The sequence below is a fragment of the Kitasatospora sp. NPDC088779 genome, from assembly GCF_040685395.1.
Taxonomy (GTDB): domain Bacteria; phylum Actinomycetota; class Actinomycetes; order Streptomycetales; family Streptomycetaceae; genus Kitasatospora.
On the sequence record NZ_JBFBHW010000016.1, the window covers coordinates 2520 to 15157 of the forward strand.

Sequence of the window (12638 nt, forward strand, 5' to 3'; positions counted from 1 at the left end):
GGTGAGCCCATGGCCAGGTGAGCCCATGGCCAGGTGAGCCCATGGCCAGGTGAGCCCATGGCCAGGTGAGCCCATGGCCAGGTGAGCCCATGGCCAGGTGAGCCCATGGCCCGCGCCCTGCCTGGGGCAGGGCGCGGGCCATGCAAGGCGGGGATCCGCTGTTGCCAGCGGGAGGTGGTGGGCGGGAGGTGGGGAGGGTGGGGGCGGGGGGGAGGGGGCCCCAGAGATCAGGCAAAGAACCACGCGCAGGAAGTCGGCCCGTCCGACTTCCTGCGCACCACCACACCACCGCCCCACCCCACCGCACCGAAGGCCGGTGCCCCTGGGGCACCGGCCTTCACGGCGAGGCGGACCAGCCAGGTCCAGCGAAGTCAGGCGGCGATCCCGGCGTCCTCCACCGACGCCCCGGCCACCGGCTCCCCCGCCGCCGTCCCGGCCTTCCGGTCGCGCATCACCAGCGTGGCCACGACCGCCGCCGCCAGCACCCCGATCGCGCTGATCGTGAAGGTCGTCGACATCGCCGAGGTGAAGGCCTCACGGACGGTCCGGACGAGCCCGGCGTCCCCGTTGGCCAGCGCCAGCGCCCCGCCGACGGAGTGCTTCGCCTCCTCCGGCATCCCGGCGGGCATCTCGGCGGCGAAGCCGCTCGACAGCAGCGAGCCCAGGATCGCGATGCCGAGCGCGGTGCCGGCCTGCTGGATGGTGTCGTTCAGCGCCGAGCCGACGCCCGCCTGCTCCGGCGGGATGGTGCCCATCAGCGCGCCCACCGCCGCCGGCATCGCCAGGCCCGCGCCGAGTCCGAGCAGCCCGAGGGCGACCGCCGGGACGGTGAAGCCGGTGCCGGCGGTGACGGTGGTCAGCAGGGCGAAGGAGGCGGCCATGACGAGCATCCCGGTGAGGATGAGCAGGCGGTTGCCGATCGTGGCGGCGAACTTGACGCCGACCCCGTTGCCGACCAGGGCGGCGATGGCCAGCGGAACGAACGCGAGGCCCGCCTTGACCGGCGAGTAGCCGAGCACGAACTGCAGGTACTGGGTGAGCACGAGCAGCAGGCCGCCATTGCCGATCTGCACCAGGGTCAGCGACAGCGAGCCCCCGCTGAAGTTGCGGTGCTTGAAGAGCGCCAGCGGGACCATGGGCGCGGAGGTGACGTTCTCCCACACCACGAACCCGCCGAGCGCGAGCACCGCGACGGCCAGGGTGACCAGGGACTGGCCGCCGAAGGCGCCGTGCTGCGGGATCTCGATGATCCACCAGACCAGGGCGGTCATGCCGGCCGCGGACAGCACCGCGCCGAGCGGGTCGGGCTTCTGCCACGGCCCCTTGGACTCCGGCATCAGCAGCAGGCCCGCCAGGATCGCCAGGGCGACGACCGGAACGTTGATGAAGAAGATCGAGTGCCAGGAGAAGTGGTCGATCAGCACGCCGCCGAGGACCGGGCTGCCGACCAGCCCCAGCATCGCCACCGAGCTCCAGGCGGCCATCGCCTTGTTGCGCTCGTCCTCGTCGAAGACGGTGATGAGGATCGACAGCGTCGAGGGCATGATCAGCGATCCGCCGACGCCCATGGCGACCCGTGCCGCGATCACCTCGCCGGGGTTGGTGCAGAAGGTGGCCGCGAGGGAGGCCGCCCCGAAGAGCAGCAGTCCGATGATCATGATCTTCCGGCGGCCGAAGCGGTCCCCGAGGCTGCCGGCGGTGAGCAACAGCCCGGCGAAGACCAGGACATAGGAGTCGAGGATCCACTGGGTGTCCTGGGCGCCGGCGTCGAGGTCCGCCGTCATCGAGGGCACGGCGACCGTGAGCGCCATGCTGTCGACCACCAGGACGAGCGAGCTCAGGCACAGCACGATCAGGATCCACCAGCGGTGCGGGTTGCGGCCCTCGGTCGCGTTGAGCTCTGTCATCAGCCACCCCTCCATTCTGCGCACACCGTTCCCCCGATGCGCACGTCGCTCCTTCGTTGCGCACACTGTACGCATTGCGGAACAGTGTGCGCAACACCCGACTCCTGTACGCTCAATGCGAACGGTGTACGCAGCGAAGCAGGAGCAGAGGGAAGGGGAGCCGCCATGGCCGCCGAAACGAACCCGATCCCGTCCGTGTGGGCCCGTCGGCAGCGCGAGCCCGACCAGCCCGCACTCAGCCGGGCCGCGATCGTCCGCGAGGCGATCACCATGCTGGACGCCGAGGGCATCGAGGCCCTGAGCATGCGCAAGCTGGCCACCCGGCTGAACGCGGGCGCCACCTCCCTGTACCGGCACGTGGCGACCAAGGACGAGCTGATGGAGCTCGCGGTGGACGAGGTCTTCGGCGAGATCACCCTCCCGCCCGCCGACAGCCCCGACTGGCGCGCCGCTGCCACCGAGGCCGCCGGCGCCTTCCGGGCGACGGCCCTGCGCCACCCCTGGCTGTCGTCCGTCCTCGGCCAGGCCGGCCTCGCCTACCTCGGCCCCAACCTGATGTCCTACGGCGAGCGGCTGACCGCCTTCTTCACCTCGGCCGGCTTCCCCGAGCCGGTCCGGGCGATCGACACGGTCATCTCCTACGTCGTCGGCATGAGCACCACGGAGGCGGCCTGGCTCACCACCGTCGCCCGGGCCGGCGAGAGTGAGGCCGCGTTCATCGCCCGGCTGATGCCCGCCGCCCGGGAGGCCACCGCGGGCTTCGCCCACCTCACCGACGCCTACTCGACCGTCTCCGCGGACCCGGACCCGGCCGCCACGCGCGACGCCAAGTTCGCCTACGGCCTCGACGTGGTCCTGGACGGCCTGGCCCTCCGCCTGCCCCGCTGACCCTCCGGTCGGACGACCCCCGGCCGCTCCGCTCAGCGCGCAGCCGCCGTCCGCCCACCACGCCGGGCCGACCGGACCAAGCCGTCCAACTCCCCCGCAAAGGGACAGCGGTCGCGTCCCACGTGCGGGCGCCCCTTCCCCGCCTGGCGAAATACCGGCGGTCGCGGGGTGGGGAGCGGGCACAATGGCCTAGTGATGGTGGGCCGTCCGGTGTCGGGGGGCCAGGGAATGGAGGCCCGGGTGAGCGATCTTCCGCGCAAGGCAGTGACCCGCACGGCACGGCTCGCCGCCCTGCCGCTGGGGATAGCCGGACGCGCCACGCTCGGTCTGGGCAAGCGCATCGGCGGCCGCTCCGCCGAGGTGGTGACGGCCGAGCTCCAGCAGGCCACCGCCGACCAGCTGTTCAAGGTCCTGGGTGAACTCAAGGGCGGAGCCATGAAGTTCGGGCAGGTGCTGTCCGTCTTCGAGGCCGCGCTGCCCGAGGAGGTCGCCGGGCCGTACCGGGCCGCGCTCACCAAGCTGCAGGACGCCGCTCCCCCGATGCCCGCCGCCAAGGTGCACACCGCGCTCGCCCAGCGGCTCGGGGACGGCTGGCGCGAGCTGTTCCGGGAGTTCGACGACCGGCCGGCCGCGGCCGCCTCGATCGGGCAGGTGCACCGGGCCGTCTGGCACGACGGGCGCCGGGTCGCGGTCAAGGTGCAGTACCCGGGCGCGGGTGACGCGCTGCTCGCCGACCTGACGCAACTGAGCCGGGTGGCCTGGCTGTTGGGCCCGCTGATCCCGGGGCTGGACATCAAGCCGCTGATCGCCGAGCTGCGCGAACGGGTGTCGGAGGAGCTGGACTACGAGCTGGAGGCGCAGGCCCAGCGCCGGCACGCCGAGGAGTTCGCCGGCGACCCGGACATCGTGGTGCCCGGCGTGGTGGCGCAGGCCGACCAGGTGCTCGTCTCCGAGTGGATGGACGGCACCCCGCTGGCCGAGGTGATCACGGACGGCACCCAGGAGGAGCGCGACCGTGCCGGGCAGTTGCTGGCCCGGTTCCTGTTCGCGGGCCCGTCCCGGACCGGCCTGCTGCACGCGGACCCGCACCCGGGCAACTTCCGGCTGCTGAAGGACGACGGCCCGGCGTCGGGCTGGCGGCTGGGGGTGCTGGACTTCGGCACGGTGGACCGGCTGCCGGGCGGGCTGCCCGCGCCGATCGGGGCGTCGCTGCGGATGGCCCTGGACGGCGACGCGGCGGGCGTGCTGAAGATGCTGCGCGAGGAGGGCTTCGTCAAGCCCTCGATCGAGCTGGACCCGGACGCGGTGCTGGACTACCTGCGGCCGATCATCGAGCCGGCCGCCGTGGACAGCTTCCACTTCACCCGGGCCTGGATGCGCGCGCAGGCGGCCCGGATCGCCGATCCGCGCTCGCCCGCCTACAACCTGGGCAAGCAGCTGAACCTGCCGCCCGCGTACCTGCTGATCCACCGGGTGACGCTGAGCACCATCGGGGTGCTCTGCCAGCTGGGCGCCCAGGCGCCGTTCCGGGCGGAGATGCTGGCGTGGCTGCCCCAGTTCGCCGGCCGGGAGCCGGCGAAGCCGGCCAACCCAGCGGGGACGGCGAAGCCCGCCGGTCGCAAGCCGGCAGGCGGCAGGCCCGCCAGCCGCACCCGCAAGAGCTGACCGGAACGCCGCCCCCGACGACCGCAGGCCGCTCCCCGTGACGGGGGGCGGCCTGCGGCACGACGGGGGTGGAACGCGGGGAGGCCCCGCACGCGACGACAGCCGCGACTACATCAGGGCGACGGCGATCGCCTTGCGGGCCCGCAGCGAGGCGCGCTCGGCCCGCTGCTTGAGCCGGCGGGCCCGGGCGACCCGGGTGACGAGGCGTTGGTGCTCGGCCTCGTGCAGGCGCTCTTGCATATGGGCCCGGGCCAGGGATTCGTGGAGGAGTTGCATTTCGAGGGTCCTGTTCTGGATCTGAAGTTCGGTGGTCTGCTCAGCGCGGACGGTCGGATCGATGGCGGCGGCGGTCATGTGGTGGTCCTGCTCGTGGTGCGTGCTCGGGAAGGGGGCTGGCCGGGATGCGTCGGCCTTGGCGGCGGCGATCCGGACGGAACGGCGGAGGGAGCTGTCCAGCAGGGGCTGCTCTCCCCGGCGGACGGCCCTGGCGCCGTGGGCGGGGTTCACGCCATGACCTCGGTCTTGCGCGGACGGCCACGCGGCCGCTTGCGGGCCACGACGACGCCCTGGACGAAGAGCTCGCCACCCCAGACGCCCCACGGCTCGCGCCGCTCCAGCGCACCGGTCAGACAGGCGTCCTTGACCGGGCAGGTGCCGCAGAGGGACTTCGCGTACTCGACGTCGGCGGGCGTCTCGGCGAAGAAGACCTCGGGGTCGAAGGCGCGGCAGGGGATGGGGAGCCCGAGCGCCTCGGCCTGCTCGATGGAGCTGATCTGCATGGAAGGAACCTCCGGGGGGTCGGCCTGGTCGGCCTTGGTGATCTGGCTTGTCGGCGGTACGGACGGGATGGGCGGCGTGATGACCGTGGACACTGTGGCGTCTTCCTCGTCTTCTCAGTGGTTCCGGCCCAGATGGCTGGTGGGTCTGGGCCGGAGGCCCCGGGGGGCCTGGGTGGTCTTGCGTACCGGACAAAACAGAAGGGCCGCGGATCCCGGTGTGACGGGTTCCGCGGCCCTGGAGGTGCCGACCTGAGGCTTACTCAGGTTCGTTCTCTCCAGGGTTCAGGCCCGCGGAAGGCCCGCATCCGGACGGCCGTGGCGCCCGCAAAGGCGGCCATGGCCTGGTTAATCTGCTGCTCGTTCTGCTTCTGGGTGCTTCCGGCACCGACGACCTGCGCATAGTCGCCATGCATGGCGGCTGCTACGACTGCCTTCGGTGCCTGGGTCGGTCGCTCATCACGCAGGGAGCGCGACGTACCGAACGACGCCCAGTCGCCGGACAGACCGGCCTCGACGGAGGTGCCTTCGACGTTCCTGCCGCCCGCGGCGCAGACATCAGTGTGTCCAAGGCCACTGACAGCGGGGACGACGGAGACACCGGTGGTGTCGAGACCCAGACCGGTTCCACCGAGCTCGGCGAGCGCCCGCAGACGGGCGGCACGCAGGGAGGCAGCAACAACGGTCTGGCCAGTCATTTTGGTGATCATGATGTTTCCCACTGTCATCGCCTCCTCTCGGCGTCTCGCGGAGCCAGGTCGCCCCGGTTCCGAATGTTCGGATGTCTGTCTCGGTGAAGCTGTTGGGTGCAGGGGATTCGGCACAGGTGTCACCCCGTGCGATCTCGTCCCCTTGACCGCTCCGGCAGGCTATTGCGCTCCCGGTATGCCGCGCAAACTATTTTTCACGGCGGGTTCGGATGTCCCCCGAGCGGCCCCCGGGAGACTCCCCTGGACCGCGCCCGGACCGGCTCACGCCGGATCGACCGGCTCGCCGTCCTCGACGCCGTCCGGATCCTCCTCGGGCTCCTCCCCCGCACACAACGAGAGCACGGCCGCCCCGTACTTGTCCAGCTTCATCGCGCCGACCCCGGAGATCACGGCCAGCTCCTGGCGGCTGGCCGGCACGTCCTCGGCGATGGCCATCAGCGTGGCGTCGGTGAACACCACGTAGGCCGGCGCCCCCTGCTTCTTGGCCTGGCGGGCCCGCCACTCGCGCAGCCGCTCGTACAGCGCCTCGTCCATGGTGGACGGGCAGCTCTCGCAGCGGCGCAGCTTGCGCTCGACCGCCTCGGTGAGCACCTTCTCGCAGACCCGGCACTTGACCGGGCCGCGGACCCGCCGTCCGGCGGAGCGCTCGCCGGGCTCCACGCCCCCGCGCCCGCCCCGCCCGCCGGTGCGTGCGCCGGGGGCGCTGGAACCGGGGCGCAGCCCGTCCAGGAAGCGGCTGGGCTTGCGGCTGGCCCGGCCGCCCGGGGAGCGGCTGAGCGCCCAGGAGAGGGAGAGGTGCTTGCGGGCCCGGGTGACGCCGACGTAGAGGAGTCGGCGCTCCTCCTCGATCTGCTCGTCGGTCTTGGCGTAGATGATCGGCAGGGTGCCCTCGGTGAGGCCGACGAGGAAGACGGCGTCCCATTCGAGGCCCTTGGCGGCGTGCAGCGAGGCGAGGGTGACGCCTTCGACGGCGGGGGCGTGCTGGGCGGCGGCGCGGGCGTCGAGTTCGGCGACGTAGGCGGCGAGGTCGGCGCTGTGGCCGGCGGCGGTGCGGGTGCGCTCGAACTCCTCGGCGAGCCGGACGAGGGCGGCGAGGGACTCCCAGCGGTCGCGCACGGCGCCGGAGCCGGCGGGCGGTTCGGCGGTGAAGCCGCGGGCGGCGAGGACGGCGCGGACCTGGCCGGCGAGGTCGGGGGCGTCGGCGGTGAGCGGGTCGGCGCCGGCCCGGGCGGCGCCGCGCAGCAGGACGCCGGCGTCGCGGACCTCGGGGCGTTCGAAGAACCGCTCGGCGCCCTTGAGCTGGTAGGGGACGCCGAGGTCGGCGAGGGCCTGCTCGTAGACCTCGGACTGGCCGTTGGTGCGGAACAGGACGGCGACCTCGCTGGCGCGCACGCCGGTGGCGAGCAGGTCCTTGATCCGGCGGGCGGTGGTCTCGGCCTCGGTGGGTTCGTCCTCGTACTCGGTGTAGACGGGTTCGGGGCCGGCCTCGCGCTGGGAGACGAGTTCGAGGCGGTGGCGGGCGGCCTCGCCGCGGGCCTGGCTGAGCAGTCCGTTGGCGAGGTGGACGACCTGCGGGGTGGAGCGGTAGTCGCGGACCAGCTTGACGACCGTGGCCTCGGGGTGGCGGGTGCGGAAGTTGAGCAGGTAGTCGGGGGTGGCGCCGGTGAAGGAGTAGATGGTCTGGCTGGCGTCGCCGACGACGCAGAGGCTGGCCCCGCCGCCGGGGCCGGTCCACTGGTCGAGCAGCCGCTGCTGGAGCGGGGAGACGTCCTGGTACTCGTCGACGGTGAAGTGCCGGTACTGGGAGCGGACCTGGTCCGCGATGTCGGGGCGGTCCTCCAGGATGGCGGCGGTGAGCAGCAGGACGTCCTCGAAGTCGATGACGCCGCGGCGGCTCTTGGTCTCCTCGTAGACGCGGTAGACCTGGGCGGTCTCGGCCGGGTCGCGGGGGGCGTCGCGGCCGGACTTCTGGACGGCGGCGGGGTAGTCGTCGGGGCCGAGCTGGGTGACCTTGGCCCACTCGATCTCGGCGGTGAGGTCGCGCAGTTCGGTGCGCTGGACGCGCAGGCCGCAGCGGCCGGCGGATTCGGCGACGAGCTGGACCTTGCGTTCGAGCAGCTGGGGCACGGGGCCGCCGACGGCGCGCGGCCAGAAGTACTGGAGCTGGCGCAGGGCGGCGGCGTGGAAGGTGCGGGCCTGGACGCCGTCGGCGCCGAGTTGGCGCAGCCGGCCGCGCATCTCGCCGGCGGCGCGGGCGGTGAAGGTGACGGCGAGGACCTGCTGGGGCTGGTACACGCCGCTGCGCACGCCGTAGGCGATCCGGTGGGTGATGGCGCGGGTCTTGCCGGTGCCGGCGCCGGCGAGGACGCAGACGGGCCCGTGCAGGGCGGTGGCGACGGCGCGCTGTTCGGGGTCGAGCCCGGCGAGCACGGCGTCGGGGCCCGTGGCGGCGGTGGGGTCGGCCCAGAGGGAGCCGTGGGGGCCGTCGGACGGGCTGCCGCTCAAGAGGTCTTCCTGCATGCTTTCCATCCTCTCAGCCCGCTGGGACAACGGGGGCGGGGTTGTCCACAGGCACGGTGTGATCGCAGGATGATCGCTGCGCACCGGGGCGCGCGGGGCCGTTCGGGCGCCGTCGTGGTGCGACGGAGCGTGGCCGTGCGGAATGACCGTCGCGCGGTGGGCGTTCCTGCCCTGAGACCGTACGCCCTCTTCCTGAAGGAGCCTCCTCGATGTCCGGCAGCGTGACGATGTACAGCACGACCTGGTGCGGGTACTGCAACCGACTCAAGAGCCAGCTGGACCGGGAGGGGATCGGCTACACGGAGGTCAACATCGAGGAGGACCCGGCGTCGGCGTCGTTCGTCGAGTCGGTCAACGGCGGCAACCAGACCGTGCCGACGGTGCTGGTGACGCCGAACGCCGGCGGCGAGCGGGTCGTGATGACCAACCCGAGCCTGCTCCAGGTGAAGAAGGCCCTCGGGGTCTGAGTGGTCCGAACGGCCTGAGCGGTCCGCGCGACCCGAGCGGCCCGCATGGTCCGTGCTGCCCGAGCGGGCTTGAACGGCCGGGCCGGCCCGGGGTCCGGGCCGGCGCGCGTCACTGCGCGTCGGCCCTGGCGGGGTCGACGGGTGCGGCGGGCGCGGGCAGGGTGGCGCGCGCGCCGAGGTCGCCGATGCCGTAGACGAGCCGGCTGCGGTCGGCCGAGTAGCGGGTCTCGATGACCCGGACGGGCCCGCGCCGGTCGTAGGTGACGCGGGTCTGGACCATCAGCGGCACGCCGGGGCCGCCCTGGAACCACTGGGCCTCCTCGGGGCCGGGCATCCGGGCGACCAGGTGGTCGACGGCGCCGATCTCGGTGCGGCCGAGTTCGTTGAGGACGGCCTCGTCGCCGCCCTCGACCGGGTCGGGTTCCATCAGCGGGGTGCCGGCGGCGAGTCCGGCCCGGTAGTGGCTCTCCTCGATGGAGTACGGCTCGCGGTCGAGCAGGCGCAGTTGGCGGCGGACCACGATGGCCTCACCGGGGCGCAGTCCGAGCCGTTCGGCGATGTCGACCCGGGCCCGGACGATCATCATCTCGAAGTCGGTGGTGAGTTCGCGGCCGGCCTCGGCGGCCTCGCCGAGGTAGACGGCGGAGGGCACGGCCAGGCAGTCCCGGGGGGCGGGGGCCAGGGTGGGGCCGTAGGCGCGGTGGTCCAGGACGGGATGTTCCCGCAGGTAGGTGCCCTTGCCCTGGAGGCGGACCAGGCGGCCTTCGTTGACCAGGACGTCGACGGCGAGCCGGACGGTGTTGCGGGCGACTCCGTACTGGCGTTCCAGTTCGCTCTCGACCGGAAGTGCGGCGTCGGCGGTGAACTCGCCCTCGGCGATCCGGCGGCGCAGGTCGGCGGCGAGACGCTGGTATTTGGGGGATTGGGCGGTGCCCCGGGGGATTGTCACCCGAGTGAATGTAGCGAGCGCGATGGCGGGGTTTCAGCCGTTTCCGGCAATGTCGTCCGCGCGGGTTGACGACGGCTTCGGGACGGCGGGCGGTGGTAGCAGAACTGGCCCGTCCGGCCACGAACATCCGATCGTGGCGGATTCGGAAAGGAAGGGAAAAGAAAAACGGGGGCGCGCGGGATAACCCGCACGCCCCCCATTCGTCGGGGATTACCAGCGCGCCGCCGACGGCAGCGGTCCGCCGTACCAGAGCTCGACCAGGTGGCGCGCGATCGAGATCCCGGAGGGCGGCAGGATCTCCCCCGCCTCCATCCCGGCCCGCAGCTCCTCGCGGGAGAACCAGCGCGCCTCGGCCAGTTCCTCGCCGTCCACGGTGATCGCCGTGCCGCCCGGCAGCGCCCGGCCCGTGAAGCCGAGCATCAGGCTCGACGGGAAGGGCCAGGGCTGGCTGGCGACGTAGCGCACCTCGCCGACCTGCACGCCGGCCTCCTCGTGCACCTCGCGCACCACCGCCTGCTCGATCGACTCCCCCGGCTCGACGAAGCCGGCCAGGGTGGACCAGCGGCCCTCCGGCCACAGCGCCTGGCGGCCGAGCAGGCAGCGGTCCTGCTCGTCGGTGATCACCATGATCACCGCCGGGTCGGTGCGCGGGTAGTGCTCGGCCGCACAGGAGGTGCAGCGCCGCACGTGCCCGGCGCCGGCCTTCTCGGTCGGGTGCCCGCAGCGCGAGCAGAAGCTGTGCAGCCGGTGCCAGTGCTCCAGCGCCACGGCGTGCACCAGCAGTCCGGCGTCCCGGTCCGACAGCAGCGCGCCGACCTCGCGCAGTCCGGCCGGGCGGGCGTCGCCGTCCAGCCGCCCGGGCAGGCTCTCACCGGCCAGCGCGAAGTACGAGACGCCGTCCTCGTCGGTGCCGAGGAAGTACCGGTCCCCGGTCTGCGGCGCCTCGAAGGAGGGCATCAGCACGAGTTCGGTGCCCTGCGCGGTGTCGACGACGAACGCCTCGCCGCCGGCGATCGGCAGCACCCGGGTGGCCGGGTGGCTCCAGGCGGCGGCCAGCCAGGGCTCGTCGAGCCGGTGCTCGGCCGCCCGGTCCACCCCGGCCCGGGCCAGTGCCAGGTTCAGTGGGCGTTCGGTCTCAGGCACGGTGCTCACTTCGTTCCATCCCCACGTGATGAATCATCCGGATGAGTGATCTGACTGCCATGGTGTGCCCGCGCGGGGTCACGCGCCGGGCCGGAAGTTCTCGGCCAGGTCCCCCCACAGGTACGCGGCCGTCTCCACGCCCTTGGCCAGCAGGTCCAGTTCGACCTTCTCGTTGACCGAGTGCCAGCCGTCCGAGGGCACCGAGATGCCGAGGAACAGCACCGGCGCGCCGAGCACGTCCTGGAGGTCGGCGGCCGGGCCGGAGCCGCCCTCGCGGGTGAAGAGGATCTTCTGCCCGAAGGCCCGGCCCATGGCGCGGACGGTGGACTGCAGCGCCGGGTGGTCCAGCGGGGTCAGGCAGGGCCGGGTCGCGCCCGGGAAGGTCAGCTCGTGGCGGACGCCCTCGGGCACCCGCGCGGCCACCCACTCCCGGACGGCCTCGCGCACCTTCTCCACCTCCTGCCCGGCGACCAGCCGGAAGGACAGCTTGAGGTGCGCCGAGGACGGCACGATGGTCTTGCCGCCGGGGCCGGTGTAGCCGCCCCAGAGGCCGTTGACCTCGGCGGTCGGGCGGGCCCAGACCCGCTCCAGGGTGGAGTAGCCGGCCTCGCCCCGGGTGCCGTACGACTTGGCGACCCTGAGCCACTGCGCCTCGTCGAAGGGCAGTTCGGCGAACAGCTGGCGCTCGCGGTCGGTCAGCTCGATCACGCCGTCGTAGAAGCCCGGGATGTCCACCCGGCGGTCGGCGTCGTGCAGGCCGGCCGCCAGCTCGGCGGCGACCTGCGCCGGGTTGGGGACGGCGCCGCCGAAGGAGCCGGAGTGGATGTCGGTGTCCGGGCCGTACAGGTCGATCTGGGCGTCGGCCAGGCCCCGCATGCCGGTGCAGACGGTCGGCGTGGTCTCGGACCACATGCCGGTGTCCGAGATGACCACCACGTCGGCGGCCAGCCGCCCGGCCTCGCGCCGGACCAGGTCGGCGAAGTGCGGCGAGCCGGACTCCTCCTCGCCCTCGATCAGCAGCTTGAGGTTGACGGCCGGCGCGGTGCGGCCGGTCGCGGCCAGGTGGGCGCGCACGCCCAGGGTGTGGAAGAACACCTGGCCCTTGTCGTCGGCCGCGCCGCGGGCGAACAGCCGTCCGCCGACCACGGTCGGGGTGAACGGCTCCGTGTCCCAGCCGTCCTCCTTGGCAGCGGGCTGCACGTCGTGGTGCCCGTAGACCAGGACGGTCGGCGCGGACGAGTCCCCGGAGGGCCACTCGGCGAACACCGCCGGCAGGCCGTCGGTCTCCCACACCTCGGCCACCGGGAAGCCGGAGTCGCGCAGCTTGGCGGCCAGCCACTCGGCGGAGCGCCGCACGTCGCCGGCGCGGGCCGGGTCGGCGGAGACCGAGGGAATGGCCAGCCACTCGGAGAGGTCGGCGAGGAAGCCGGCCTGGTGCTGGTCGATGAAGGAGCGGACGACGCTGTCCGGAGTTCTCGTCATACGGACGACTTTAGTTCGCCCGTGCGGGTGCCCGCCCCGGCCGTCCGGCTGCCGGGCGCCGTCGGGGCTGTAACCTCCGTCACCCCCGCCCGCGCCCCCGGAGTGGAGGGGGCGCGGACGGGGGTGACGGG

Annotated in this window: 11 protein-coding genes; 3 read left to right on the top strand and 8 right to left on the bottom strand. The window is 73.0% G+C overall.

Features of this window, described 5'->3' with window-relative positions:
• Window positions 1-371: 371 nt before the first annotated feature.
• On the bottom strand, window positions 372-1907 hold the full coding sequence (locus tag AB0P03_RS17315; RefSeq protein WP_363629513.1) for an MFS transporter: 1536 nt from the start codon (window positions 1905-1907) through the stop codon (window positions 372-374).
• Window positions 1908-2072: 165 nt separating this feature from the next.
• Between AB0P03_RS17315 and AB0P03_RS17320 the strand changes: the two genes are divergently transcribed.
• Together AB0P03_RS17320 and AB0P03_RS17325 are read left to right on the top strand one after the other, a co-directional pair.
• Window positions 2073-2795 (top strand): TetR/AcrR family transcriptional regulator, encoded by a 723-nt coding sequence (locus AB0P03_RS17320; RefSeq protein WP_363621495.1) that lies wholly within the window; start codon window positions 2073-2075, stop codon window positions 2793-2795.
• A gap of 240 nt (window positions 2796-3035) precedes the next feature.
• Window positions 3036-4460 carry an AarF/ABC1/UbiB kinase family protein gene (locus tag AB0P03_RS17325; protein WP_363586724.1) on the top strand — a complete coding sequence of 475 codons (1425 nt, stop codon included), beginning with the start codon at window positions 3036-3038 and terminating at the stop codon, window positions 4458-4460.
• A 108-nt stretch (window positions 4461-4568) separates the two neighbouring features.
• On the opposite strand, the gene AB0P03_RS17330 is transcribed toward AB0P03_RS17325, so the two are convergent.
• The 4 genes from AB0P03_RS17330 to AB0P03_RS17345 form a co-directional block, all read right to left on the bottom strand.
• The gene (locus AB0P03_RS17330; RefSeq protein ID WP_350879868.1) at window positions 4569-4967 is read right to left on the bottom strand and encodes a hypothetical protein; all 399 of its coding nucleotides are present in this window, start codon (window positions 4965-4967) and stop codon (window positions 4569-4571) included.
• Entirely contained in the window at window positions 4964-5281 is a 318-nt protein-coding gene (locus AB0P03_RS17335) for a WhiB family transcriptional regulator (RefSeq protein WP_280676621.1), read from the bottom strand. The genes AB0P03_RS17330 and AB0P03_RS17335 overlap by 4 nt, the downstream gene beginning before the upstream one ends.
• Before the next feature lie 218 nt (window positions 5282-5499).
• The gene (locus AB0P03_RS17340) at window positions 5500-5958 is read right to left on the bottom strand and encodes a hypothetical protein (RefSeq protein ID WP_363629515.1); all 459 of its coding nucleotides are present in this window, start codon (window positions 5956-5958) and stop codon (window positions 5500-5502) included.
• Window positions 5959-6207: 249 nt separating this feature from the next.
• On the bottom strand, window positions 6208-8376 hold the full coding sequence (locus AB0P03_RS17345; protein WP_363586762.1) for an ATP-dependent DNA helicase UvrD2: 2169 nt from the start codon (window positions 8374-8376) through the stop codon (window positions 6208-6210).
• A gap of 299 nt (window positions 8377-8675) precedes the next feature.
• Here AB0P03_RS17345 and AB0P03_RS17350 point away from each other — a divergent pair, with 299 nt between their 5' ends.
• Complete coding sequence (locus tag AB0P03_RS17350) at window positions 8676-8933, top strand: mycoredoxin (protein WP_363586726.1); 258 nt, start codon at window positions 8676-8678, stop codon at window positions 8931-8933.
• Between the two features lie 109 nt (window positions 8934-9042).
• Here the strand turns inward: AB0P03_RS17350 and AB0P03_RS17355 are convergent, their stop codons facing one another.
• From AB0P03_RS17355 to AB0P03_RS17365, 3 genes are all read right to left on the bottom strand, one after another.
• Window positions 9043-9882 (bottom strand): GntR family transcriptional regulator, encoded by an 840-nt coding sequence (locus AB0P03_RS17355; RefSeq protein WP_363372614.1) that lies wholly within the window; start codon window positions 9880-9882, stop codon window positions 9043-9045.
• Between the two features lie 210 nt (window positions 9883-10092).
• Entirely contained in the window at window positions 10093-11034 is a 942-nt protein-coding gene (gene nudC / locus AB0P03_RS17360; RefSeq protein ID WP_363586728.1) for an NAD(+) diphosphatase, read from the bottom strand.
• Between the two features lie 69 nt (window positions 11035-11103).
• Entirely contained in the window at window positions 11104-12507 is a 1404-nt protein-coding gene (locus tag AB0P03_RS17365) for a dipeptidase (protein WP_363629517.1), read from the bottom strand.
• Window positions 12508-12638: the final 131 nt, after the last annotated feature.